This window comes from Collimonas sp. OK307 (assembly GCF_900113705.1).
GTDB lineage: Bacteria > Pseudomonadota > Gammaproteobacteria > Burkholderiales > Burkholderiaceae_D > Collimonas.
Genome location: NZ_FOQI01000020.1, coordinates 59,947 through 85,843, shown reverse-complemented (window position 1 = coordinate 85,843; position 25,897 = coordinate 59,947). Strand labels below are relative to the sequence as shown.

Annotated in this window: 25 protein-coding genes and 3 tRNA genes; 10 read left to right on the top strand and 18 right to left on the bottom strand. The window is 55.7% G+C overall.

Going from position 1 to position 25,897, the window contains the following annotated elements:
- The 5 genes from tuf to BM205_RS21120 all read right to left on the bottom strand — a co-directional run.
- Positions 1–1,130 (bottom strand): elongation factor Tu (gene tuf, locus BM205_RS21140; RefSeq protein WP_092416838.1); only part of this gene is annotated, 1,130 nt, incomplete at its 3' end.
- Between the two features lie 194 nt (positions 1,131–1,324).
- Positions 1,325–1,399 (bottom strand) — tRNA-Thr (locus BM205_RS21135).
- Positions 1,400–1,470: 71 nt separating this feature from the next.
- Positions 1,471–1,544: transfer RNA gene (locus BM205_RS21130), tRNA-Gly, on the bottom strand.
- Between the two features lie 94 nt (positions 1,545–1,638).
- Positions 1,639–1,724, bottom strand: a tRNA-Tyr gene (locus tag BM205_RS21125).
- A 171-nt stretch (positions 1,725–1,895) separates the two neighbouring features.
- On the bottom strand, positions 1,896–3,002 hold the full coding sequence (locus tag BM205_RS21120; RefSeq protein ID WP_092416837.1) for a gamma-glutamyl-gamma-aminobutyrate hydrolase family protein: 1,107 nt from the start codon (positions 3,000–3,002) through the stop codon (positions 1,896–1,898).
- Positions 3,003–3,213: 211 nt separating this feature from the next.
- Between BM205_RS21120 and BM205_RS21115 the strand changes: the two genes are divergently transcribed.
- The 3 genes from BM205_RS21115 to arsC are packed head-to-tail and all read left to right on the top strand — an operon-like array spanning position 3,214 to position 6,045.
- Positions 3,214–3,837, top strand: coding sequence for a glutathione-regulated potassium-efflux system oxidoreductase KefF (locus tag BM205_RS21115; RefSeq protein ID WP_092416836.1), 624 nt, complete (start codon positions 3,214–3,216; stop codon positions 3,835–3,837).
- Positions 3,838–3,841: 4 nt separating this feature from the next.
- Positions 3,842–5,692 carry a glutathione-regulated potassium-efflux system protein KefC gene (kefC, locus tag BM205_RS21110; protein WP_092416835.1) on the top strand — a complete coding sequence of 617 codons (1,851 nt, stop codon included), beginning with the start codon at positions 3,842–3,844 and terminating at the stop codon, positions 5,690–5,692.
- Positions 5,689–6,045, top strand: coding sequence for an arsenate reductase (glutaredoxin) (gene arsC / locus BM205_RS21105; RefSeq protein WP_092416834.1), 357 nt, complete (start codon positions 5,689–5,691; stop codon positions 6,043–6,045). The genes kefC and arsC overlap by 4 nt, the downstream gene beginning before the upstream one ends.
- Here the strand turns inward: arsC and BM205_RS21100 are convergent.
- A complete protein-coding gene (locus tag BM205_RS21100; protein ID WP_092416833.1) occupies positions 6,042–6,236 on the bottom strand; it encodes a DUF2905 domain-containing protein in 195 nt (64 codons plus the stop codon). The genes arsC and BM205_RS21100 overlap by 4 nt on opposite strands.
- A gap of 35 nt (positions 6,237–6,271) precedes the next feature.
- Positions 6,272–7,447, bottom strand: a complete 1,176-nt coding sequence (locus tag BM205_RS21095; RefSeq protein WP_092416845.1) for a class I SAM-dependent methyltransferase — start codon at positions 7,445–7,447, stop codon at positions 6,272–6,274.
- A gap of 194 nt (positions 7,448–7,641) precedes the next feature.
- On the opposite strand from BM205_RS21095, the gene BM205_RS21090 reads away from it, so the two are divergent.
- From BM205_RS21090 to glmU, 6 genes are all read left to right on the top strand, one after another.
- On the top strand, positions 7,642–8,406 hold the full coding sequence (locus BM205_RS21090) for an SDR family NAD(P)-dependent oxidoreductase (protein ID WP_092416844.1): 765 nt from the start codon (positions 7,642–7,644) through the stop codon (positions 8,404–8,406).
- Positions 8,407–8,413: 7 nt separating this feature from the next.
- Positions 8,414–8,812, top strand: a complete 399-nt coding sequence (locus BM205_RS21085) for a dihydroneopterin aldolase (RefSeq protein WP_092416832.1) — start codon at positions 8,414–8,416, stop codon at positions 8,810–8,812.
- Between the two features lie 54 nt (positions 8,813–8,866).
- Positions 8,867–9,826: a tRNA 2-thiocytidine(32) synthetase TtcA gene (ttcA, locus tag BM205_RS21080; protein WP_092416831.1), complete on the top strand. Its 960-nt coding sequence runs from the start codon at positions 8,867–8,869 to the stop codon at positions 9,824–9,826.
- A gap of 135 nt (positions 9,827–9,961) precedes the next feature.
- Complete coding sequence (locus BM205_RS21075) at positions 9,962–10,294, top strand: YegP family protein (protein WP_092416830.1); 333 nt, start codon at positions 9,962–9,964, stop codon at positions 10,292–10,294.
- Positions 10,295–10,424: 130 nt separating this feature from the next.
- Complete coding sequence (locus BM205_RS21070) at positions 10,425–11,018, top strand: YXWGXW repeat-containing protein (RefSeq protein WP_092416829.1); 594 nt, start codon at positions 10,425–10,427, stop codon at positions 11,016–11,018.
- Positions 11,019–11,208: 190 nt separating this feature from the next.
- Positions 11,209–12,567: a bifunctional UDP-N-acetylglucosamine diphosphorylase/glucosamine-1-phosphate N-acetyltransferase GlmU gene (gene glmU / locus BM205_RS21065; protein ID WP_092416828.1), complete on the top strand. Its 1,359-nt coding sequence runs from the start codon at positions 11,209–11,211 to the stop codon at positions 12,565–12,567.
- 63 nt (positions 12,568–12,630) lie between these two features.
- Here glmU and BM205_RS21060 read toward each other — a convergent pair whose 3' ends face one another.
- The gene (locus BM205_RS21060; RefSeq protein WP_092416827.1) at positions 12,631–13,095 is read right to left on the bottom strand and encodes an Lrp/AsnC family transcriptional regulator; all 465 of its coding nucleotides are present in this window, start codon (positions 13,093–13,095) and stop codon (positions 12,631–12,633) included.
- A gap of 162 nt (positions 13,096–13,257) precedes the next feature.
- Here BM205_RS21060 and glmS point away from each other — a divergent pair, with 162 nt between their 5' ends.
- The gene (gene glmS, locus BM205_RS21055) at positions 13,258–15,075 is read left to right on the top strand and encodes a glutamine--fructose-6-phosphate transaminase (isomerizing) (RefSeq protein WP_092416826.1); all 1,818 of its coding nucleotides are present in this window, start codon (positions 13,258–13,260) and stop codon (positions 15,073–15,075) included.
- 946 nt (positions 15,076–16,021) lie between these two features.
- Here glmS and BM205_RS21045 read toward each other — a convergent pair.
- The 10 genes from BM205_RS21045 to BM205_RS21005 all read right to left on the bottom strand — a co-directional run bounded on the left by BM205_RS21045 (position 16,022) and on the right by BM205_RS21005 (position 25,885).
- Complete coding sequence (locus BM205_RS21045) at positions 16,022–16,870, bottom strand: posphoenolpyruvate synthetase regulatory kinase/phosphorylase PpsR (RefSeq protein WP_092416843.1); 849 nt, start codon at positions 16,868–16,870, stop codon at positions 16,022–16,024.
- A 263-nt stretch (positions 16,871–17,133) separates the two neighbouring features.
- Entirely contained in the window at positions 17,134–19,074 is a 1,941-nt protein-coding gene (locus BM205_RS21040) for a glucokinase (protein WP_092416824.1), read from the bottom strand.
- Between the two features lie 220 nt (positions 19,075–19,294).
- Positions 19,295–20,578, bottom strand: coding sequence for a tetratricopeptide repeat protein (locus BM205_RS21035; RefSeq protein ID WP_254783989.1), 1,284 nt, complete (start codon positions 20,576–20,578; stop codon positions 19,295–19,297).
- A gap of 167 nt (positions 20,579–20,745) precedes the next feature.
- Positions 20,746–21,180 carry an ExbD/TolR family protein gene (locus tag BM205_RS21030; RefSeq protein WP_175511341.1) on the bottom strand — a complete coding sequence of 145 codons (435 nt, stop codon included), beginning with the start codon at positions 21,178–21,180 and terminating at the stop codon, positions 20,746–20,748.
- A gap of 96 nt (positions 21,181–21,276) precedes the next feature.
- Complete coding sequence (locus BM205_RS21025; protein WP_092416823.1) at positions 21,277–21,705, bottom strand: ExbD/TolR family protein; 429 nt, start codon at positions 21,703–21,705, stop codon at positions 21,277–21,279.
- Between the two features lie 2 nt (positions 21,706–21,707).
- A complete protein-coding gene (locus BM205_RS21020) occupies positions 21,708–22,637 on the bottom strand; it encodes a MotA/TolQ/ExbB proton channel family protein (RefSeq protein ID WP_092416822.1) in 930 nt (309 codons plus the stop codon).
- Between the two features lie 81 nt (positions 22,638–22,718).
- On the bottom strand, positions 22,719–23,366 hold the full coding sequence (locus BM205_RS21015; protein ID WP_092416821.1) for an energy transducer TonB: 648 nt from the start codon (positions 23,364–23,366) through the stop codon (positions 22,719–22,721).
- A 187-nt stretch (positions 23,367–23,553) separates the two neighbouring features.
- On the bottom strand, positions 23,554–23,676 hold the full coding sequence (locus BM205_RS24675) for a hypothetical protein (protein WP_256381768.1): 123 nt from the start codon (positions 23,674–23,676) through the stop codon (positions 23,554–23,556).
- A gap of 181 nt (positions 23,677–23,857) precedes the next feature.
- Positions 23,858–25,195 carry an NCS2 family permease gene (locus BM205_RS21010; RefSeq protein WP_092416820.1) on the bottom strand — a complete coding sequence of 446 codons (1,338 nt, stop codon included), beginning with the start codon at positions 25,193–25,195 and terminating at the stop codon, positions 23,858–23,860.
- A 33-nt stretch (positions 25,196–25,228) separates the two neighbouring features.
- Positions 25,229–25,885 carry a hypothetical protein gene (locus BM205_RS21005; RefSeq protein ID WP_092416819.1) on the bottom strand — a complete coding sequence of 219 codons (657 nt, stop codon included), beginning with the start codon at positions 25,883–25,885 and terminating at the stop codon, positions 25,229–25,231.
- Positions 25,886–25,897: the final 12 nt, after the last annotated feature.

Here is a 25,897-nt window from a genome sequence, read left to right as displayed (position 1 = left end):
AAACGCAGACCTTCTTCCATCGCGATCGGGTTGATCAACATCACTGTGATCGACACGTTATCGCCTGGCATTACCATTTCTTTGTCTTTCGGCAACTCGATCGAACCAGTCACGTCCGTGGTACGGAAGTAGAACTGTGGACGATAGTTGTTGAAGAAAGGTGTATGACGGCCGCCTTCGTCTTTCGACAGAACATAGATCTCGCCAGTGAAATGCTTGTGTGGCTTGATCGAGTTCGGCTTAGCCAATACCTGGCCCCGCTCTACGTCTTCACGCTTGGTGCCGCGCAACAACACACCTACGTTGTCGCCTGCTTGACCTTGGTCCAGCAGCTTGCGGAACATTTCAACGCCAGTACATGTTGTATCTTGTGTGTCACGGATACCGATGATTTGCAGCGCTTCGCCAACCTTGACGATACCGCGCTCGATACGACCAGTCACAACAGTGCCGCGGCCGGAGATCGAGAATACGTCTTCCACTGGCAGCAGGAAGGCGCCGTCAACAGCACGTTCCGGTGTCGGGATGTAAGTATCCAGTGCTTCAGCCAGTGCCATGATGGCTTGCTCGCCCAATGGGCCAGTGTCGCCTTCCAGAGCCAGCTTCGCCGAACCCTTGATGATTGGCAGGTCGTCGCCTGGGAAATCATACTTGGTCAACAGCTCGCGCACTTCCATTTCAACCAGCTCGAGCAACTCTTCGTCGTCGACCATGTCGGCTTTGTTCAGGAACACGATGATGTATGGCACGCCAACTTGACGCGACAACAGGATGTGTTCACGAGTCTGTGGCATCGGGCCGTCAGCTGCGGAGCAAACCAGGATCGCACCGTCCATCTGTGCCGCGCCGGTGATCATGTTTTTAACATAGTCAGCATGGCCTGGGCAGTCAACGTGGGCGTAGTGGCGAGCTGCAGTTTCGTATTCAACGTGTGCAGTGTTGATCGTGATGCCGCGCGCTTTTTCTTCTGGCGCTGCGTCAATTTGATCGTACGCTTTGGCTTCGCCGCCAAACTTCTTCGACAATACTGTCGCGATCGCTGCTGTCAGCGTGGTCTTGCCGTGGTCAACGTGACCGATTGTACCTACGTTGACGTGCGGCTTGGTCCGTTCAAACTTGCCTTTTGCCATCTTAGACTCCTAAAGATTTTATGAGAATGTTCAGGCACGCGCCCGACCGTCTTACAGTTTGAAAACCCGAATCAGAAGCTCACGCATTAAATTCGAATCTGTTGTGATACTTGAATTGATACCTGGGTTGATACTTGATCTTTGAAGCTTCAGCTTCTACAGCGCCCAATGCGAGCACCGAAAACAACTAAATCTGGTGCCCTTGACGTGGATCGAACACGTGGCCTCTCCCTTACCAAGGGAGTGCTCTACCACTGAGCTACAAGGGCTATGCTGTATGCGCGCTTCATACTACCAACACGCCCAACTTTATATTCTTACTAGTGCCTGCAAAATCTACTGGAGCGGGTGAAGGGAATCGAACCCTCGTCATAAGCTTGGAAGGCTTCAGCTCTACCATTGAGCTACACCCGCGAGATCACTTCAATTCAGCTCACTTCACTTTTACCGTCGCAGCAATTTTTACCGCATTACTTACGCTACTACTTACTTCTACTTCTTCCCAAAATGGTGGAGAGGGCTGGATTCGAACCAGCGTACTCGTAAGAGGGCAGATTTACAGTCTGCTGCCATTAACCACTCGGCCACCTCTCCGCAGGGAACCCCAGATTATAGTAAAGCACCCTTTAAGTGTCAACTACGGAAATTGATTTCTTCTAAAAATTTCTTAGTTTCTTTCAATTTCACCGTCGGATCGTCACCGGGCCTGGCCGGAATCGTAAAAATCGGGGAAATATGCTTCACCGGCCAAGGCGCAAGATAATATCAGAAACGCGTCTCGCGTGCAGCTCTTAGAAAACCATCGAGTATCGGTGTGCAATCCAGCAACTGCGGGCCGCCGGCGCGATGGAATTCGGGATGCCATTGCAAACCCATGACAAATGCTGCCTTGCGGTAACGTATTGCCTCAACGATATTGTCGCTGCCTGAGATCGCCTCTACCGTCAGGTCGCGCCCCAGGTCGCGCACGGCCTGATGATGAATGGAATTGACCACCCATTCGTTTTGGTCGCTGCCATGGCTATTGAACAAGGTTGCCAGGGAGGAACCAGGCGGGAACTGGATCGCATGATGTAGCCGGTCGTATTCATCGTTCACGTGTTTGATCGAGGTAGGGACATCGGTCGCGATATCTTGGTACAACGTGCCGCCGAAGGCAACATTGATCAGCTGGCAACCACGGCAAATCCCGAGTACCGGCTTGCCTGCTTCGATGAATTCATGCAGCAGCTCCAACTCGTACATGTCGCGCACCCGGTCGCCACCCCATTCAGGGCGGGTGGCAGCTTGCGCATAACTCTGCGGCGAGACATCGGCGCCGCCTTGCAGCACCAGGCCGTCCAGGTGCTTGGCGTAGTCGCGCAGCCGGATCGAGCTGGGATGGACCAGACCGTTGGTGTTAACGGTAGGAATCATGAATACCAGTACATTGCGCGACATGACCCATTGCGCAATGGATTCCTCCAGATACTGCAGCGTCCGGCCACGCAAGCCTTTGGCGCCCTCTTCCGGATGGAAAATCCGCGCCGAGATGCCGATCTTCAAGGTCCTTTGCATCATGCGCCGGCCAGCCTTGTCCGATAGCGCGCGGAAACGCGCCGCGATCAGCTTCCAGGTCTGCGGCCACGGCGGACTGTCGTCACTGCCAGGGCCGGACGGCCTGAAGGCAGTAGTTGCAGCAGGATGGGCGGCAGCGTGAGGTGGGGGAGATTCAGCCTTGGCCGGCTCGGCAGCAACCGGTTCAGGTGGAGTCACAGGCTTTGCGTCGGGAACCGTAGTGGGAGCCGAGGCGGAAACCGCATCGGAAGCCACGTTGGGAGGCGGCGCCTGGCGGGCAGGATCGTTTGATTGGGGATCTTTGGAGTCAGACATAGTTATCAGAAATTGTCAGAAATAAATAAATTTGAGGAAGTGCTGCTAGCATGTCCGCTGCAAGCAAAAATAATGCCCTGGCGCCGGACCTGGTCCAAATCAGTTCGCCAAAGTATAGACTTGATTCCTGTGTGAGCCTTGTTTTCAATATCAGTTCATCCAGTGTTACGCATTTTTACTATTTAGCCGGCAACCACCACCATCGCTCGTCATGACTAAACCACCGCAAATTCTGATCCTGTACGCGCACCCCACGCCGCATCACTCGCGCGCCAACCGGCGCATGGCCGATGCCGCCGCCAAAGTGCCCAATGTACAGGTACACGACCTGTATGAGCTGTATCCGGATTTCCATATTCCGGTGCGGCGCGAGCAGGCGCTGGTGGCGCAAGCCGACCTGATCGTGTTTCAGCACCCCATCCAGTGGTACAGCATGCCGGCGCTGCTGAAGCAATGGGTCGATTCCGTATTTACGCCTGGCTGGGCCTATGGTCCGGGCGGCGACGCCTTGCACGGCAAGGATTTCTGGCTGGTCGCCACCACCGGCGGCTCGGCTCGCTCATATCAGACTGAGGGCCATAATCTGCTCCCGTTCTCGGCTTTCCTGCCGCCATACCAGCAAACTGCGCAGTTGTGCGGCATGCGCTGGTTGCCGCCGCACCTGTTGTTTGGCGCGCACCAGGTCAACCAGAAAACCCTGGCCGCGCACATCGAGGGTTATCGGAAACGCCTGGCGAATTACCCCGACTGGCCGGAATTATTGGCAAGCACAACGCCCACGGCGCCTGCCTCTTCCGCGAGCGTTACTGATCAACCTGCAGACCTACCCGGCTAGATCCATGGAACAGAACCTTTTATTCAATGCATTGATTTACCTGGCGGCGGCGGTCGCAGCCGTGCCGATAGCCAAACGCCTGGGCTTGGGTGCGGTGCTGGGCTATTTACTGGCCGGCATGGCCATCGGCCCTTGGGGCTTGCGCCTGATCGACAATGTCGAAGACATCCTGCATTTCTCCGAATTCGGCGTAGTGCTGCTGTTATTCATGATCGGTCTGGAACTTGACCCGAAACGCCTGTGGTCGCTGCGGCGCTCGATTTTCGGCTGGGGCGCGGCCCAGGTGGTGACGGTTTCACTCGCGCTGTTTGGCGCCGCCGTGGCCGCCGGGGTCGACTGGAAAACCGCGCTGATCGCCGCGCTCGGCATGTCGCTCTCGTCCACCGCCATCGCGCTGGCCACCATCAACGAGCGCAAGCTGACTGCCACCTCCGCAGGTAAAGCCGGCTTTGCCATCTTGCTGTTCCAGGACATCGCGGCGATCCCGATGATCGCCATCGTGCCGGTGCTAGGCGTTGCAGCCGCCCACGGCAGCGGCGAAGGCTGGATCGGCGGCCTGAAGGTAGTGGCGGTGATCGCCACGCTGATCCTCGGCGGCCGGTATCTGATCCGGCCTCTGATGCGCATGATTGCCCGCACCGGGCTGCGCGAAATATTCACCGCATTTGCTTTATTACTAGTGATCGCCATCGGCCTGCTGATGGAATCGGTCGGCATGTCGATGGCCTTGGGCAGCTTCCTGGCAGGCGTGCTGCTGGCCGACTCGGAATATCGGCACGCGCTGGAAACTGATCTGGAACCGTTCAAAGGCTTGCTGCTGGGACTGTTCTTCATAGCGGTCGGCATGTCGGTCGATTTCGGCCTGCTGCTGAGCCAGCCGTGGCTGATCCTGGGCCTGGTGGCCGGTTTCCTGGCGATCAAGCTGGCGGTGCTGTATTTGCTCAGTAAAGTATTCCAGATCGCCCGTGGCCAGCAATTCCTGTTTGCGGCGTTGCTGTCTCAAGGCGGCGAATTCGCCTTCGTGGTGTTCGGCGCTGCCGCCACCGCCCGCGTGTTTTCTCAGGAGACCTCATCGATCCTGGTGGTAGTAGTGGCGCTGTCGATGGTAACCACGCCACTGCTGCTGGTGCTGTATGACAAGGTCATCGCCCCCTACTTCCTGGCCTCGCAGAAACGTCCCGATGATGAAATCGACGACAATGAAAACCCGGTCATCATCGCCGGTTTCGGCCGCTTCGGCCAGATCATCGGCCGCCTGCTGCATGCCAACAAGATCGGCCTGACCGTGCTCGATCACGATCCCGACCAGATCGATCTGCTGCGTAAATTCGGCTTCAAGGTGTTCTATGGCGACGCCACCCGCATGGACCTGATGCGTGCCGCCGGCATCACCAAGGCGCGCCTGCTGGTAGTGGCGCTGGACGATATCGAAGGCAGTTTGAAGCTGGTGGCGGCAGTGCGGCGGGTGGTCCCGGATCTGCCGATCATCGCGCGGGCGCGCAACGTTTCGCATTACTTTGACTTGATGGATCTGGGCGTCACCGTGATTGAACGCGAAACCTTCGAGTCGGCCTTGCAGCTTGGACAGCAGGCGTTGCGCAAGATGGGCTTCGGCGCCTATCGGGCACGCCAGGCCGCAATGAAATTCCGCAACCACAACCTGCAAACCCTGCACGATATGTATCCGCACCAGAAGGACCAGAAAGAACTCGTCTCGATCGCCAAGAAAGCGCGCGAGGAACTGGAAGAAATGTTTGCGCACGACCGCATCTTGCGCGAAGACATGCCTGCCAGCGGCTGGGATGATGAAATAATACCGACAGAGCAAACACCAACGCCACAGGAGCCGACATGATCACGATCTATCACAATCCGCGCTGTTCGAAGTCACGCGAAACACTGGCTCTTGCCGAGCAATACTGCAGCGAGCATAAGATCGAACTTGAAGTCATCGATTATCAGAAAACGCCGCTGACTTTAGCGCAGCTGAAGGCTCTGCATAGTCAGCTGGGCGGACCGGTCAGCGCCATGGTGCGCGACAATGAGGCTGAATATGCAGAGCTCAACCTGGCCCAGGCCGATGATGCAACGTTGCTGCAAGCGCTCGCCGCGCATCCGAAACTGCTGCAGCGGCCTGTCGTGACTTACCGGGAACGGTCAGTGATCGCGCGGCCGCCGCAGCTGTTCAACGAGCTGCTCGATACCTAAAGCACCCGGACCAGCAGGAACAGCACCGTCGACAATAAGATGGTGGAAGCAAACGGCAAGGAGAATTTCTTGCCGAACAGGGTAAACCGCAAGTCGCCGGGCAAGCGCCCGAGGCCGAGTTTTTCCAGCCAGGGCAACGCGCTGGAAAATACAATGACGGCGATAAAAATCACCAGCATCCAGCGGATCATCTTGTACTCATCATCTTATGCTCATCATCTGGTACTCAAAGGCGGTGACTGCGGTCGTGGCTGGCAAAGCGCGCCGGCAACTCGGCATTGACGCCGATTGCCAGTACCTTGAACAATTCGCCCATCTCGGCTGGCGACACCAGTTTTTGCAAGGCATTGGCTTGCGGCAGATAAGCCAGGGCATTCTCTGGCGGCGTGCGCAGCAATAATTTGCCGATCCCGGCTTCCAGCAGGAATGCGGCCTGGCTGCTATAGCCCAGCAAATCCAGCCCGGTATCGAGGGCGGCGACTGCCATCGCGGTGAAATCGACGTGCGCAGTGACGTCCTGCAAACCCGGCAAATAAAACGGATCGGGATGGGCGTGATGACGGTAGTGGCACATCAACGTGCCTTGATCGCGTTGCTGCAGATAATATTCCGCGGCGGGGAAACCGTAGTCGAAGAACAAGGCAACGCCGCCCTGCCCCGCCTTCAGCATCGTGCCGAGCGAACGCATGAAACCAATCGCCACCGGATGCACTTCCGTCAGATGGCCGACTGTCAGTGATTCCGCATCGGGGATTTGCGCGATCAACGCAGGTTCGGCCGGACGGTCAATGTAGATAAATTGACCATCGCCGCCATCCGCATTGGCTTCGCTCAGGCCGACTCCACGCTGCAGCCAGCCTTCAGCGCCGCGCAGCACCAGTTCGACCGGCATCGCATCCAGCACTTCGTTGCCGATCACCACGCCCGAAAAGGACTCAGGTAAGCGATCCAGCCACTGCACTTGTGGAAATGCCTGCAATTTGAGCTGCTGACGCGCCCGTAGCTCTGCCGATAGTTCGACGATGTAATAAGCTTGTGGCAAAACAGCCTCGGCAGCCAGTTCAGTCAGGATGTCATAGGCAAGCTGGCCGCTGCCGGCGCCGAATTCCAGTATCTGCGGCTGCAGCGCAGGCGACGAAACCAGTAATTCTGTTGTCAAATGGGCCAAAGTTGCGCCAAAAAGCGGCGTAATCTCGGGCGCGGTTGTAAAATCACCGTCTTTGCCCAATTTTGCCGCGCCGCCGCTGTAATAACCGAGATCCGGTGCGTACAGCAGCAGTTCCATATAACGCGCGAATGAAATCCAACCGTGTTGCAGGCGGATTTCAGTGGCGATCAGATTGTGTAACAGGCGCGATGCGCGCTGTGCTTCGACCGAAGCTTCGGGTAATTGCAGTTGCATGGCGCTATTGTAGAAGATAACGCCAGGCTGAAAACAATCGAAGCCATTGAAACAGTGCAAATAAGTGCCTGGCCACACGCCTGGAATCCCACTCAGCGATAATGATTAGATAACAATCGTGCGCAAACTTGAATACTCGTTTGCACACCTGGATTTGCGAACATGAGTTTGCGTAAATGAATTTGCCTACCCCCATGCCTACACCAGTTGCCCCGACCGTTGCCCTTGTCACCGACGCCACCAGCCCGGTCGGCCGCGCCGTTGCGCTGGCGCTGGCGCAAAAGGGCTGGCATCTGGCATTGCATTACCAGGATAACAGCACGGCGCCGGCGCTCTCGGCATTGGTGCAGGAATGCCAGGCATTGGGCACGCAGGCCGTCGCCATCCAGTGCGGGTTAGCCGAGGAAACTGAGATAAATACCCTGCTGCCGCGCGTGATGCAGCAGTTGGGCAGCGTCGGTTGCATCTTCAACAACGCCAGCCACATCGAACACGACAATCCCGCCAGCTTTTCCTCTGCAAGCCTGGAGCGTCATATGCGGAGCAATCTTGCCGCCCCGATCCTGTTGGTGCAGGCGTTGTACGCTGCGACCCTCAAGAGCGAAGGCGCACAGGCAGTGGTGATCAATCTGCTGGATCAGAAGCTGTTCAATCCACAGCCGGATTTCCTGTCGTATACACTGTCAAAAGCGGCGCTGCACAGCGCCACCGCTTTGCTGGCGCAGGCTTACGCGCCGCAGTTGCGGGTCGTAGGCATTGCTCCCTCATTGCCATTGACAACAAGCGGCAAGCAACCGAAGTTACCGGCCACTTTAGAAGACATCGCGGCGACAGTTTGTTTTATCGCCTCCTCCTCCGCCATTACCGGCAGTACACTAGTGGTCGATGGCGGCCAACATTTGTATCCTGACCCACGGGACCAGGTTGCCGCTCACGGCAAACCATCCCATCCTCACTGAAAATACCATGCTCTCCGCACTCATCCACCCCGACCTTAGCGATTGCCGCCGCCTGTTCCTGCGAGACTACGAAGTGCAGATCAATATCGGCGTCTACGAATCCGAAAAACAGGGCACGCAGCGCGCGCTGATCAATGTCGACCTGTTTGTGCCCCTGGCTTTGTCAACGCCCACCAAAGATCATGTGGATGACGTGCTGGATTACAATTTCATGCGCAATACCGTGGCAAAGCGCATGGCGCAAGGCCATATCCATTTGCAGGAAACCCTCTGCGACGACCTCGCCAACGCCATGCTGCTGCATCCACGGGTGCGCGCGGTACGGGTATCCTCCGAGAAGCCTGACGCCTATCCCGATTGCCACTCGGTCGGCGTCGAAGTGTTTCGGATCAAACCGAAAGCCTGAAACCGAATCACCTTGAGTGTCGCCATGAATGAGCTATTGAAACAGGAAGTCCTTATGCAAGACCCAATATCAGCACTCGCGCCTGAGTCAGCCCCGGCCGACAGCGCCGCGAGCGCCCCCAGCCAGAAGAGCGTCGAGAAAATCGCGCACGAAAACAATAAATTGCACAAGCGCCTGTGCCGTCAGGTTGGCCAGGCGATCGGCGATTTCAACATGATCGAAGACGGCGACAAGGTGATGGTCTGCCTGTCCGGCGGCAAGGATAGTTATGCCTTGCTGGATATCCTGATGACCTTGCGTGAACGGGCGCCGATCAATTTCGAGATCGTCGCGGTGAACCTGGATCAGAAACAGCCGAATTTTCCCGACCACATCCTGCCGGCCTACCTGGACAAGCTGGGCGTTGCGTACCATATCGAAAACCAGGATACCTACAGCATCGTCAAGCGCCTGATCCCGGAAGGCAAGACCACCTGCTCGCTGTGCTCGCGCCTGCGGCGCGGCATTTTGTACCGGGTCGCCACCGAACTGGGCGCGACCAAGGTCGCGCTCGGCCATCATCGCGATGACATCATGGAAACCTTCTTCCTGAACATGTTCTTCGGCGGCAAACTAAAGAGCATGCCGGCCAAGCTGCAATCGGACGATGGCAAGCAAATCGTGATCCGGCCGCTGGCTTACGTGAAGGAAGCCGACCTCAGCCGCTATGCCGAGGTCAAGCAATTCCCTATCATTCCGTGCGACCTATGCGGCAGCCAGGAAAACCTGCAGCGCAAGCAGATCAAAGGCATGTTGCGCGATTGGGAAAAGAAATTCCCGGGGCGAGTGGAAAACATCTTCTCCTCGCTGTCGACTGTCGCGCCATCGCACCTGATGGACCGCAACCTGTTCGGCTTCACCGAACTGAAAGCGAGCGGGATTGCCGATCCCAACGGCGATATCGCCTTTGACGATGATCCTTGCTCGACGCCGGCCACAATGGCCAGCATCATTCCATTACGGTCCATGGATTAATTTGCCCGATCCTTGTATCGGATTCCCGGCCGGACTATATAATCAAAGCGGACCAGCAGCGATCAAGTGCAATCAGCTGCATATAAAGAGCGATTTGCGCCGTTGCATGGTCGGCAACTTATCAGGAGAAGCTCAATGGCAGGGTCCTATGTTCTCAAGAAGTCGGTGGATGGACAGTACTATTTCCTGCTCCACTCTAGCAACGGCGAAGTGGTCCTGAATAGCGAAATGTATGTTGCCAAGGCATCCGCCGAAAACGGTATCGCCTCGGTCCAGAACAACAGCACCCAAGACGACCGCTATAGCCGCAACCAGGCTTCCAACGGTAAATTCTATTTCAACCTGAAAGCAGCGAATCACCAGGTCATCGGCAGCAGCCAGATGTATACCACCACCAGTGCGCGCGACGCCGGCATCGATGCGGTAAAGAAGAACGGCCCCAGCACCGACGTCAAAGACGAAGCCTGAGCAGTCAAGACAGTCGGCGCAGACGATCGGGACGAGCGTCTGCGCCGACAATTTGCAAGTATTTGTAAGCCCTGTATTCATTCTCCACGGCAAACCGTTTAGTACTCAGGATCTTTTTCTGGAGACATAAATGAATCGCCGTCGTTTTCAACGTTACCTTGTATTGTCAGCTGTAGCCGCGGCCACCGTGTCGCTTGCCGGCTGCGTAGTAGAACCGCCACGCACCCGTGTCGAGTACCGCGAAGTCAAAGTAGTGCAAGCGCCGCCAGCGCCGCTGGTGGAAGTGGTGCCACCAGCCCCCTACCCTGATTCTTACTGGATCGCCGGTCACTGGAAGTGGGAAAACAACCGCTACGTCTGGAATAACGGCCATTGGGAACAAGCGCGGCAAAACATGGTTTACCGGCACGCCTACTGGAACAACGAAGGCGGCCAGTGGGTATACCATGGCGGCGCCTGGGTAGCGATCAATAACAGTTACAACAGCGCGCCACCGGTCGTGATCAACGTCGCGCCGCCGCCGCCGCAGATCGAAGCCATGACACCGGCTCCTAGTCCCAACCATGTCTGGATCGACGGCTACTGGCGCTGGAACAACGGCCGCCACGACTGGGTCAACGGTCATTGGGAAGCTCGCCGCGACGGTTATTTCTGGGCGCCGGGGCATTGGGTTCGCAATGGCAACAGCTGGACGTTCTCTGGCGGTTTCTGGCAACGGTATTAATCTTCGCCGGGCCAGCCTGGCAGATTGAATTTCGCCTCAATGCCGTGCATGCGGCCTTGGGGCGATTTCTTTTCTTGCCGTCAAACGGCCACGCCAACGCCATCGTGTTGTCATCTATACAGCGTGTGATGCTGATTTTGCGGCTACCGCGCATGATAAAATTTGCCACCTATTCTTTCTCCTATCGACTATGAACGTTGTCATTCTTGCTGCCGGTATGGGCAAGCGCATGCAGTCCGCGCTGCCAAAAGTGTTGCACCCGCTGGCGGGCAAACCGCTGCTGTCACATGTGATCAGCGCTGCGCGTGCCTTGTCCCCCACCACTTTGTGCGTCATTTACGGACATGGCGGTGACGCCGTACCGCGCTCGCTGGCAGCTGCGGACCTGGTATTCGCCAAACAAGAGCCGCAACTCGGCACCGGGCATGCAGTGGCGCAAGCCGCCTCGCATCTGGACGACGCGGTGCCTACCCTGGTGCTCTATGGCGATGTGCCTTTGATTGCCAGCAGCACGCTGCAACGGCTGATCGACAGTGCCGGCAACGATAAACTGGCAGTCCTGACTGTAGACATGGCCGACCCGACCGGTTACGGCCGCATCGTCCGTGAACACGGTCAGATCATCAGCATCGTCGAGCAAAAAGACGCCTCGCCGGAGCAACGCGCCATCCGCGAATGCAATACCGGCATCATGGTGGCGCCGACGGCGCAGCTGAAAAAATGGCTGGCGGGCCTGTCCAACAACAATGCCCAAGGCGAATACTATTTGACCGATATCGTCGCCAGCGCCGTCGCTGACGGCACGCCGGTGGTATCGGCCCAGCCCGACGCTATAGCGGAAACCCTGGGCGTCAACAGCAAGGTGCAACTAGCCGAACTGGAACGCATCCATCAACGCAGCGTCGCCGAGCGTTTGCTGGAACAAGGCGTCACCCTGCTCGACCCGGCGCGCCTGGACGTGCGTGGCACGCTGAATTGCGGGCGCGATGTCAGCATCGATGTCGGCTGCATTTTCGAAGGTGAAGTCAGCATCGAAGACGGCGCTGTCATCGGCGCCCATTGCGTCATCAAGAATGCCCGCATCGGCCGCGATGCCAACATCAAGCCGTTCTGCCACATCGAAGACGCGGTGGTCGGCGCCGCTTCCCAGATCGGGCCTTATGCACGCTTGCGGCCCGGCACCGAGCTCGGTGAAGACGTCCATATCGGCAATTTCGTCGAAGTCAAAAACAGCCAGATCGCAGCGCACAGCAAAGCCAATCACCTGGCCTATGTCGGCGACGCCACGGTGGGGTCGCGCGTGAATATCGGCGCCGGCACCATCACCTGCAACTACGACGGCGTCAACAAATCCCGGACCATCATCGAAGACGACGCTTTCATTGGCAGCGACAGCCAGCTGGTGGCGCCGGTGCGCGTGGGCAAAGGCGCTACCCTGGGCGCCGGCACCACGCTGACCAAGGATGCGCCGGAAGGCAAGCTGACCGTCTCGCGTGCGCGCCAAATCACGATCGACGGCTGGCAGCGGCCGGTCAAGATCAAAAAATAGAAATAGAAGCAAAAATAGGAATAGATACGATGAATGAACGCCGGTTACGACCGGCGTTTTCTTTTATACGGCTAGCCGCGTATCGAACTTGCTGCGGTAAATAGAAAAATACGTTCGCACGTTGCGCACATTCTTTTGCGCGGCAAACAGCTGGTGCGCCAGCGCATGGTACGCCGCCATATCCGCCACTTGCACCACCAGCACGAAATCCGGTCCCGGCGACACCCGGTAACATTGCAACAGCAATGGCTCATTCGCCACCAGCGCTTCAAATTCCTCCAGACGTTCCGCGGCTTGATTATCGAGCGTGACTTCAACAATCGCAGTCAGGCCGGCGCCAACCTTGTCGGGCGCCACAATTGCCACTTGCCGCAAGATGATGCCGGCATCGGTCAAGCGCTTGACGCGCCGCAGACAAGTCGGCGGCGACGCGTGCACCTGCTGCGCCAGCTGATGATTGGTTTGCGCGGCATCGGCCTGCAATGCATTCAAAATCCGCTTATCCAGCTCGTCCAGAACAATATCCATATGGCAATATGCAATTTATTGATTAAATTAAAGTATAAATGAAATAATATTTCATGCTGTTTATGGTGTGAAATATTAAGTCAAATATCAATGAATTTAGTAATCATATTTCACAAGTGCTGGCCTAAGATACGCCCATTCACCTAATCAACGAGGAAAGCCATGTGCGGTATCGTCGCAGCAGTTGCCCAAATTAATGTCACGCCCATCCTGCTGGAGGGATTGAAACGGCTCGAATACCGGGGTTACGACTCTTGCGGCGTGGCCTTGCATATAGACGGCAAATTGCAGCGTTCGCGTAGCACTTCGCGCGTGGCAGACCTGGAAACCCAAGTCGAAAAAGCCCATTTGTCTGGCTTCACGGGAATTGCACATACTCGCTGGGCCACTCACGGCGCACCCGCAACTCACAATGCCCACCCGCATTTTTCGCGCGACCGCATCGCCCTGGTCCACAACGGCATTATCGAAAACCACGATGAACTGCGGGCCGAACTGCAAGCCGCCGGTTATCACTTCGAAAGCCAGACCGACACTGAAGTGATCGCGCATCTGGTCGACCATATGTATAACGGCGACCTGTTCGCCACCGTGCAACAAGCCGTACGGCGCCTGACCGGCGCCTATGCCATTGCAGTGTTCTGTGTGGACGAGCCACACCGCGTGGTCGCCGCCCGCCAGGGTTCGCCATTGATTGTCGGCGTCGGCCAAGGCCAGAATTTCGTCGCTTCGGACGCCATGGCGCTGGCCGGCACCACCGACCAGATCATTTACCTGGAAGAAGGCGACGTGGTCGACCTGCAATTGCAGCGCGTCTGGATCGTCGACGCCGCCGGCAAAGCAGTCGAGCGCGAAGTCAAGACCGTACATGCCTACACCAGCGCAGTCGAACTGGGGCCGTATCAGCATTACATGCAAAAAGAGATTTTCGAACAACCGCGAGCAATTGCCGACACCCTCGAAGGTGTCACCGGCATCATGCCGGAACTGTTCGGCGACGGCGCCTTCAACGTCTTCAAGCAAATAGATTCAGTCCTGATCCTGGCATGCGGCACTAGCTACTACGCCGGGCTGACTGCCAAATACTGGATCGAATCGGTTGCAAAAATACCGGTCAACGTCGAGATCGCCAGCGAATACCGCTACCGCGACAGCGTGCCGAATCCAAACTCGCTGGTAGTCACCATCACCCAAAGCGGCGAAACCGCCGACACGCTGGCTGCACTCAAACATGCCCGGGCACTAGGCATGCAACACACACTGACCATCTGCAACGTCGCCACCAGCGCCATGGTGCGCGAATGCGCGCTGGCCTACATCACCCGCGCAGGCGTTGAAGTCGGGGTCGCCTCGACCAAAGCCTTCACCACCCAGCTTGCCGCGTTATTCTTGCTGACGCTGGCACTCGCGCAAAGCAAAGGCCGCCTCAGCGACGAAGAAGAAGCCGCCCACCTGAAAGCCATGCGCCACCTGCCCGCCGCGCTGCAAAGCGTGCTGGCGCTGGAGCCGCATATCGTTGCCTGGGCCGAAGCCTTTGCCCGCAAGGAAAATGCATTGTTCCTGGGCCGCGGCATCCACTATCCGATCGCGCTGGAAGGTGCATTGAAGCTCAAGGAAATCACCTACATCCACGCCGAAGCCTACGCCGCCGGCGAACTTAAGCACGGCCCGCTGGCGCTGGTTACCGAAGAAATGCCGGTGGTGACTGTAGCGCCGAACGATGCGCTGATTGAAAAGCTGAAATCGAACATGCAGGAAGTGCGTGCGCGCGGTGGTCAGCTTTATGTGTTTGCCGATGCTGATTCGCATATCAAATCGAGCGATGGCGTGCACGTGATCAGGCTGCCGGAGAACTATGGTTTGCTGTCGCCGATTTTACATGTGGTGCCATTGCAGTTGCTGGCTTATCACACGGCGCTGGCGCGGGGGACGGATGTGGATAAGCCTAGGAATTTGGCCAAGTCCGTGACTGTTGAATAGGATTGAGACGTCGGCAGCTTCCCTAAGGTGACTATTAATATGGATATTTTTTATCTCTAACAGTCCAAACAAATTACTATATTCATTAAATTTGGATATTTATGACTAAATATTCCTTACAATTAAAGTCGAAAACATTGATACGAGTATTTCAGCGACGGCTGTGGTCCTTCAGAACAAAGATGCTAACTACGGCGGCAGCGACAGCGAATCAAAGAATAATGCATTCCTGCTGACCGCGAACAATCAACCTGTCGGATCGCGGTCGTTAGCCAAAATTTACGTAGCCGCGCCTTGCACTCAAAGTTGCATAACTAGCTTTTTTCCTCAAAACCATCAGTCGATGCAAAATGATGCTCCTATGGTTGCATGAATTAGTAGGAACGCAGGGGCCATGGTTCGGCGTTGAGGATCGGGATGCTCGGTCGTTGAGGTAGCTCCTGGTCAGGTCAGGTCAGGTCAGGTCAGGTCAGTGGTCCTTCAGAACAAAGATGCTAACTGGCTAATAAAGTTGCTAACTGCGCGCCGACTCGTAGAACAAAGATGCTAACTACAGCGACATGTTTTCACCATATCGACTGTCTAGCTGTCGCCGAATAAAAATGTTTAACACAGCTATTGGGGCCCTGTTCCTTACAATTAAAGTCGAAAACATTGATACGTGCATTTCGGCGACGGTTGCCAATGAGGACGGGCTACTTGTATTACTTGACGAATTGTTAGCGTTGGTGAGGTGGGAAACGGGCGACACGTTGACGGTGATCACGAACAATAAAGTCTGTCGGATGCCCCTTCTCACGCCGGGTTGGTTTGAGATGCAGTTCGACCGTTGCTTCAGCAAGTGTCATTTACCTCATGGTTTCCGTCTTTCCGTGAATGGCTCGGCCCTTAACGATTGAATAATCACCTTGGATGACTTTTGCAGAGTTTCCTTAACAAGCCCTATCTAGAAAGTCCGTATATCCGGCTTGATGTCCTGCAAAATCGTTGCAGCGATTTCTTCAATCGATTTGGTCGTCGACGACATCCAGCGTATCCCTTCGCGCCGCATGATCTTTTCCGCTTCATTCACTTCATAACGGCAATTTGCCAGCGCCGCATATTTACTGCCCGGACGACGTTCATTGCGGATTTCCGACAGGCGGTCGGCAGCAATCGTCAGCCCAAAAATTTTTTGCTTGAACGGCAACAGGCCGCTTGGTAACTTGTCGCGCTCAAAATCTTCCGGGATCAAAGGGTAGTTGGCAGCTTTGACGCCAAACTGCATGGCCAGATAAAGACTGGTTGGCGTCTTGCCCGAACGCGATACGCCGACCAGGATGACGTCGGCATCGGCCAGGTTCTTGTGCGACTGGCCGTCGTCATGCGTTAGTGAAAAATTGATGGCTTCAATCCGGTTCTTGTATTCGTCGGTATTGGCGGTGTTATGGCTGCGACCGATAGCGTGGCTGGACTTGACTTCCAGTTCTCTTTCCAGGGGTTCGACAAAAGTCTGGAACAGGTCCATATGCATTGCCTTGGCCTGCTGAATAACTTTTGACAGGTCGGCCTTGACCAGCGTTGAAAACACGATAGGCAATTTGCCGTCTGCCATACAAGCGTCGTTGATCTTGCGGATCGCGTCGTATGCCATGTCCAGGGTATCGATGAATGGCAGGCGCACCTGTTTGAAGCGCAGGTCAAACTGGGTAAGCACCGAATGGCCGAAGGTTTCGGCGGTAATGCCGGTGCCGTCGGAGACAAAAAATACGGTGCGATTGGCAGGAACCAGCGGGGCGGCAGCAGTATCTAGCATAGTATTATCAAAAATAAAATTAAATAAAAAGCAAAAAAAACCGACAGCAATCAAGGTGCGCCGGCGCCCATAACGGCGCAAAAACTTTTAACGCGGCATTCATATTTCTCTTGGTTTTACGGAGGGTAAATATGAAATGATCAGATTTGATCGAGAATGGCTGTTATTCGCTACGATGGGACAACCCCAAGTTGTAGTTGAAGCGTATCGCAGTAAGTAATCACTTGTGCCATGCCAGCACAAACTGCGTTGCATCGATCTCATTAATCGTCGCGCCCACCGTCACCTAGACCTGCCCGATAGCCGGACACCTCGCCCGACGAGACAATATGAGTCAGGATGCCGCGTCTGGCTTGGCGCTGCAATTCGGCAAACGGACTTGAACGGTTCAGCGATACGCCTACGGCCAGCACGTCGATCAATAACAGCAGCAAAATCCGCGAAACCATCGGAATATACATCATGCTGCTTTCGTCGTGCTCGACTGCCAGCGTGTAGTGCGCGCGCTTGGCCAATTGCGAATTGCTTGGGGCCAGAGCGATAATGGTGGCGCCGGAATGCGCCGCGACCTCGACTGCCGGCGCCAGATGGCGCAAACGTCCTGAATTGGAGATCACCACTACGACGTCGCTGCTTTTCAGCATGGCGGCAGAAACTTCCTGCAACTGCGGATCGGTATAGGCCGACGATGGAATCCCCAGGCGGAAGAATTTTTGCTGCGCATCTTCCGCCACCAGGCCGCAGCTGCCGAAGCCGTAGAATTCGATGCGGCTGGCCTGGCTCAATGCTTCGATCACCCGCGACAGGGTATCGGCGTTGAGGTTATCGCGTACTTCCATCATCGCTGAAATGGTGTTGTCGACCACCTTGACGCCGACATCCAGCGAAGAATCGCCGACGTGAACCTGGCTGTGCGCAACCGGCACCGTGCCAGTGACACCTGAGGCCAGCTTCAGTTTGAAATCGGCCAGGCCCTGGCAACCCATGGTGCGGCAAAACCGGATCACAGTCGGTTGGCTGACATCGGCACGCCTGGCGATTTCTGAAATCGGTTCGCTCATCACGGCGCGTGGATGGGCCAGGATCAGGCTCGCAACCTTTTGCTCAGCAGGTGAAAACTGATCGCGCGCCTTACGGATTTTTTCCAGGATAGGCACGGCGTTGCCACCGCCCAGATGCTCGGAAAGAATTGCCGCGACGCCGACAAAGGCTGGATAAGGTGCAGTAATGACAAAGGTCGGGACTTTGGCCAGATAACTGCTGAAACGCCCTTTGCTTTCGAAACGCGCGCGAAACGGCGAGCGTGCGAAATAATCGCCCAGGCGCGGCACCACGCCGCCGCCGATATACAGGCCGCCCAAAGTACCCAAGGTCACTGCAACGTCACCCGCCACAGTTCCCAGCATCGCACAAAAACATTCCACTACTTCCATGCACAAGGGATCCCCGCCTTGCAGTGCGCGCTCGACGATTTGCGCAGTATGCAAGGGCTCAGGCTTGATGATTCCTTGCAAGTCGGCCAGGGCATGGTAAATCATCTCAATACCGGGACCGGAAACCAGGCGCTCGGCAGAAACGTGCGAATAAGTCCGCCAGCAATAGGCTAGCACGGCCGCCTCGCGCGCATCGCCGGGAGCGAAGGTGACATGGCCGCCTTCGCTGCCCAGTGCAATCCAGCGCCCTTCCGTAGGAATCAAACCGCCGACGCCGAGTCCGGTACCGGCGCCGACCAGCCCGATCACGCCGCCACTCAACGCCCTGCCAGCGCCGACCTGGATGCAATGCGATTGCTCCAGATGCGGCAAGGACATCGAGAGTGCGGTGAAATCATTAACCACCAGCAGCGTGTCCAGGTTCAGGCGGCGGCGCGTATTTTCAATCGAAAATTCCCAATGATGATTGGTCATCTTGATGTCGTCGCCCTGCACCGGGTTGGCGATCGCGATCGCTGCATGCCGCACTTGCGGACGGGCGCCGCCGGCAGCCCCGCCGGAAGCCAAGATGGAACTCAAATACGCCTCTACCGCCAGGGCAAATTCCGCATAGTCGGCACAGCCCAAGGTCTGTATCGTGTCGATCTGGCCCGGCGCGCGCTCTAACCCGAAGCGCGCATTGGTGCCGCCGACATCCGCCAGCAGACGGGGACCATCCAGATAGCTAGTTGCCGAGTTCTCGCTAGCGCTCATAAATGTGGATGAAGACATGATGTAAAACTTTCACTTATCCACTTAACTCAGGACTATCGTACTTTCCGTACAAATTAATACGGTTAGATTAGAATTTACTCGGAAAATCAGCTACTTACATTTTGCATAAAATTTCAATGTGCAGTGATTTGTCGCATCTTCCAGCACAACGTTTTTTTGTCGCGCATGCTATCACTCTGCACGAACAGAATGTCCTCCACATGTCGAAAAGTATATTTCAAGGCGATCTCATTTTCACGATCCAAAGATGTGCCAAATCGGCGGCTCCATCTGTACCTTGAACGGTCTTAAAAGCTTCAATCGCCTTGTCTTTCTTGTCCGCCAGTTGGTATGCAATACCGAGGTGAAGTTTGGCGTCGTCACCATGCTTGACGTTACCTTTTTTCAGGCCGTCCTCCATCAAGGTAAGACCTTTATCAAACTGACCAGCGGTGACCAGTGCATAACCCAGATTGATCTGGCCGGTGCCTTCTTTCGCACTGGATACCGACGCTTCGCTTTGCGCCATAGTTTTCTGGTCGTCGGCCGCAGCCTTGTTTGCCTGATCCCGTAAACGCTTTTGTTTGGCGGCGTCCGGGCCGCTGCCCAACGCTCCCAACTGGAAACCTTGATCCATGATTTTCTTGGCCTCGGCGGGAAATCCCGCCAGTAAAGCCAGTTGCGCCATGTCGGTAAACTCTGTATCGGTTTGCAGTTGCACAGTGGCCGCTTTCAAGCGATACAGGTCAAGCAGTAGGCGGTCCGCAAAACCTGGCTTGCTCTGGACGCGGCTAAGTAAATCAGTCCAGTATTCCTTCTTCGGATAGTAGGTATTGAGTTTCTCCAAGGAGATAACGTAGGCTGCTTGGTCGTTTAGCTTCTGTGCGCAATTGGCCAGCAATTTCAAGTTAATCTCAGTTGGCGTACGACCAGCGCTCTCGTCTGCAGCGATGTCTTTCTGCAGTTCGCTGGTAGCGCGTGGAATGTCGTTACTCAGATAGTACGACCGTATCAACAAGGTGCGTGTTTGCGGATCGTCGCCGTTTTCTTTCAACGAACGCGATAACCATTCAATGGCTTTGGGGTAATTTTTTGCACTGTAGTACAAGCCGCCCAGAGCCTGGACAATCTTCGCCTGCTCTGCTGGCGCCAAACGTCCGGAAGCAATCACCGCCTCAAACGATGCTCCCGCCAAATTGGCGTCACCAGCACGTGCTGCTGTGGCACCACGCATACGGTCGATGGAATAAATTTCGTAGGCTGTCTTGTTAGCAACAGCATTAGTTTCAGCGATCTTGGTAAGCGCCTCTTTATATTTTTCTTCTTTGATGAGCGTCTGCGCTGCTTGCAACGGTATGCCTACTTCCGGACGCACTGTCTCGGCTTTGACTTGGTCTTTATCATCCGCTGCATAAGCGCTGGGAGCAAACCAAAATATAGGAAGTACGCTACTTAACCCCAGTGCAGTCACCAACATGAAAATTGGCGCAAATCGTAATTTTTGGAAGGAAAAAATAGTCATGGAATCAAAGAATAGATGTGGTAAAAAATGGATCCGCTGACGAAATGAGAGTCACATTACAGCCTTAAAACGGATCCTAATACCTACAGAGACTCGGGAAATCAGTGCGCACACATCTCATGCTGCACGAAGCTATTTACTTGCCTCGTACCACTATGAAAAGCGTGTTACTCCATGAACTGCTCGTTGCCGACGATACCGATCTTGGTGACGCCCAGCCGCTGCGCCGATGCCATCACGGCAGCGACCGACTTGTACTCCACCAGCTTGTTCGGACGCAGATGCACTTCATCGATATTGCCGCCTGCAACCACCGTCTTCAAGCGATCTTCCAGTTCCGCGCGGCTGGCCATCGGCGTGCCGTTCCACATCACTGTTCCGGTCGGATCGATGTCTACCGTGTCTACCACCGGCAAGGCCAGTGGCGGCGGTGGATTACCGGTTGGCATGTTCAGCTTGATGGCGTGATTCTGGATCGGAATCGTGATGATCAGCATGATGATCAACACCAGCATGACGTCGATCAACGGCGTCATGTTCATTTCCATCATCGGTTCCGGATCATTGGCGCTGCCGCCGGAAGAACCTACATTCATACCCATAAAATACTCCTCTTAATGCCTTTCATACGCCACCAGCGTCTAGGCGACCCCGTCATCCCCGCGCACGTGGGAATGACGATGTGGTTGGCATGTGTGCTAGTTGCGCGCAGGCGGTTCAGTAATGAAACCGATCTTGGCGATCCCTGCCCGCTGTGCAGTCAGGATCACCTTGCCGATATATTCATACTTGGTTTGCTGATCGCCGCGGATATGCAACTCCGGTTGTGGCACGACGACCGCCACTTCCTTCAGCTTCGACAGCAACGTCGCCGTGTTCGGCACCAGTTGCTCGTTCCAGAACATGTCGCCTTGCTTATTCACCGCCAGGTTGATGTTCTCTGGCTTGGTTTTATAAGGTTCGTCGATTTCGCTCGGTAACTTCACTGGAATCGTATGCGTCACCACCGGAATCGTGATCAGGAAGATGATCAGCAATACCAACATGACGTCCACTAGCGGCGTCGTGTTGATCGTGCCGATCACTTCGTCTTCATCCCCATCGGGAGAGCCGAGTGACATCGCCATGATCAGCCAACCTTTTTATTGACATGCGCAACCTGGACCGCCGAGCTCGAGGACATCACGCCGCTCAGCAGAACCGAGTGCAGGTCGGCGCTGAACGAACGGATTTCTTCCATCGCGCTCTTGTTGCGGCGAACCAGCCAGTTGTAACCCAGAACAGCAGGCACAGCCACTGCCAGACCGATTGCAGTCATGATCAGCGCTTCACCCACCGGACCGGCAACCTTGTCGATCGACGCCTGGCCGGCGATACCGATCGCTGTCAGCGCGTGGTAAATACCCCAGACGGTACCGAACAGACCGACGAACGGTGCAGTCGAACCAACCGTTGCCAGGAATGCCAGGCCGTCTTGCAGGCGGCTTTGGACTTTTTCCACCGAACGCTGGATCGACATCGTGACCCAGGTGTTCAGGTCGATTTGTTCCAGCAAGGCGCCATCGTGATGGACGGTCGATGTGCTGCCGGTGTGGGCGATGAAGCGGTAGGCGCTGTTTGGCTTCAGGCCTGCGATACCAGCTTCAACCGTAGCGGCTTTCCAGAATGTCTTTTTGGCGTTGTTAGCCTGGCCCATCAATTTCACTTGCTCGATCAGCTTGGTGATGATGATGTACCAGCTACCCATCGACATCAGCACCAGGATGATCAGGGTGCCGCGGGCAACGAAGTCGCCGCCTTTCCACAGTGCGTCCAACCCGTATGGATTGTCGACAGTTGCCTTGGCGGCCGGCTGTGGCGGCGGAGTCGGGGTGTCTGCCAGCGACGCTGCTGCATCGGCAGCTTTTGGAGCGTCGGCGGCAGCAGGTGCGGAAGCAGCAGCGGCGGAAGATGCCGCTGCAACAGGTGTTTGGGCGATAGCGGCCAGCGGCGAGATCGTCATGGCAGAGATCATCAGGGCGGCAGCCAGGGCGGATAAGCGATTACGAGTGGTAGACATGCTGATACTCCAAATTTTAGAAAATAGATTGCCGCATTCGCGACGTGGTAATGGGCTCGCGCCGGGTGCGCTCAATTGAGCCTATTCAAGCTTCCAGACATACTGCATTTTGGTCGTAGACTGCACAGGCTTACCATCGGCCATGGCAGGGGTGAAATGGCATAAGCTCCATGCTTTCACAGTGGCCTTGTCCAAATCTTTGAAACCGCTGCCTTTTTCGACAGTGGAGTCGACCACATTCCCGTCGGTGCCAATCGTCAGCCTGACAGTAACAGTACCCTCTTCCTCATTGCGCAACGAAGTCCGCGGGTATTCCGGCTTTTCGCAATTGCCAGCAATTTTTGCACTGGTATGCGAAGGGCCTGCTTCACCGGTAGCCAATGGTTGCGCCACAGAAGTAGGCAAGTCATTGGTTGGCGGTTTGACATTGGTGACAGCTGCAATCACGTTCTCTTGCGGCGGCGTTACTTTTACCTCTGGTGGAGGTATGAACGGTGGCGGTGGCGCAACCGATTTTGGCGGTGGCGGAACCGGCTTGTCCGGTGGTGGTGGCGGTGGCGGTTTGATCTCCTCGATGATCTTGGTTTCGACCGGTTGCTGAATCACTTCGACAACCTTGCGCGCGAGCCCGGTAACCAACGCATAAACTAGGGCTACATGCAGAAGAACAACCACGCTGATGCCAACTATATTCCTGGAAGGGTTTTTCCCATCCTGCGTGAAATCCATGCCTCTTTCCTCCGATGCTACTATTCAATTGCTAAAAATACATACACTCTGATGAGTGAACTACTTGCCATATGCATTTACATAAAACACCATCAGCTTACGCATTCCAAGAAACACTCCATTGCGACCAGAACTATTGGGCCGGCTTTCAGTTTCGCCGTGGTCACGCTGAGTTGGCCGTCCTGGCTCAAATGCTGTACTTGCTGCTCTCGATAATGACTTTGTGGGCCGAATCCGCAAAATCACTCGCCAACAGGCCAAAAACACGCCTTGTGCCACTTAAAAGAGCATTACCTTTTATTTTGTTCATTTCAGACTCCTCCATCCGGTAGATGGTTTTTAATTGATTTAATATTAAATTTAGACCAGTTGACAATCGGTGACTGGCTGAAGCAGGCACATCATTACGTCGATCATGAGGATGATCTCGAAGCGGGCCGTGCGATTTTCGGGTTCTTCCCATTTGCGCATGACAATACTTCCTTAAAAAATTAGATAATTGAGTTTCGTAAAATCAGATACAGGACGAATACCGCATTCAGGCATAACACCGCGAATGTTAGCTTGCGCTGGCGGGGCTGCGCGGCGACGATCAGCGTGTACGCAAAGCAACCTAACGCCATTCCCACCATGAGTTCAGCGGTGCAAACGGTGACCAGCGTCATGAGCAAGGGAGGCAGGCTGGCCTCGGGCCGTTTGACATCAATCTCGCACAGGCCTTCCATCATCAGCATGCCGACCAGCACTAACACCGGCGCCGTCGCCTGCATCGGCACCACCGCGATCAGCGGTGCCAGGAACAGACTCAGCGCAAACAGCAGCGCCACGACGACGCCGGTCAGGCCGGTGCGTCCACCCGCCTCGACCCCCGTCACCGATTCAACATATGCGGTGACCGTCGAGGTACCAACCGCAGCGCCGATCACACTCGCCAGTGCATCCGATGCAAAGGCTGCGCGGGCATTGGGCAATTGGCCGGAACTATCCAGCAAATTCGCACGCCGCGAGACGCCGAACAACGTGGCGGTGCCGGCAAAAAATTCCGAGAGTAGGAAATACAGAGTGATTGGCAGCAGCAGATAAAACTTGGACACGAACTGATGCAGGTCGAAGGCGCCAATCAGGTCAGTCTTGAAATGCGGCGCGACCAATAGGTGATCCGGCCACACCGTCAAAAGTCTGCCGTCCGTGCCATGGATGAACGAGCCAGCGATGGTAATGGCGATAATCGACACCAACAGCGCAGCTGGCACCCGGCGCGCCATCAGCATCGGGGTGGCGATGATCCCGGCCAATGCCAGCAGCGCGCCGTGGTCGCTCAGCTTGCCGAAAGTGATCAGCGATCCGGGAGCAGCCACAATCAGGCCGGCGTTTTTTAATCCAAGCCAGGCTACGAAAGCACCGATCGAGCATTGGATGCCCAGTTTTATGGGGACAGGAAACGCGGCAATAATGGCGGAGCGCCATTTGGTCAGCGACAGGATAAGGAAGATTACCGCATTCATAAACACCATGGTCAGCCCGGTCTGCCATGACACGCCCATCTGTCCCACCAACACCTGTGCGAAGACAATATTGGTGCCCATGCCTGGTGCCATCGCGATCGGCAGATTGGCCCAGAACGCCATGACCAGCGTGCCGAGCGCGGCCGCCACCACGGTGGCCAGCAACAGGCTTTGCTTATCCATGCCGGTGGCGGAAAGGATCATGGGATTGACGACGATGATATAGCTCATCGCGGCGAAGGTCGTCAGGCCCGCGAGCATTTCCCTGCCGGCGCTGGTGCCACGACTGTGCAGTTCGAAAATTCTGTCAAGGAACCGGTTCATGTTCAAGGCGTTCTCTGGAAGTGATGATTAGGGTTATCGGTCGAACACTTGTTGGCAGATGGCGGCGCATTTATCCAGATCGAAGGTGTCGTCGGTGCGCACGCCAGATTCCATGTCGATCCAGTACACCACACCGGGATGCACCGGGAAGGTGGGCACAATCGAGGCCAGGTTGTCCGCAGAAAATCCGCCAGAATAACCACATAGAGGATGGTCGATATTGATTTGGGGCCAGATCTTCGGTTGTACGCCGGTGCCAAATGAGACGTCATATAGCCAGTCGACCTGTGAATCACTTGGAAAATCATGCTGACATTGGAGCGCGGCGCGCATGCCATGTCGCGCTGCGAACGTATGGCAATTCTGAATTTCTGCTTTGCTGCTGCCGTTGAAGCTGTGATTGATCTGCATCCGCGCAAAGCCGGACAGATCGAGCGGCGGCGTCTTGCCGGCGGCAATTTCGCGTGCTTCGTGACCGCATATGTGCACCGACAAACGCAGGCCTGCGCATTGAATGGCGCGACGCACGTCGGTGGCCGGGAACCTCGATTGACCTTCGCGATCAGATTCGATTAATACCCCCCACTCGATCGGATAACGGGCTGCAAGTGCTTGCATACCTGGAATCAGTTCGACGCGGTCCACGCCAGTAAATGTGATAAATGCGGGGGTATGTCTGGTAGGTAGCATGAGTATCCTGGT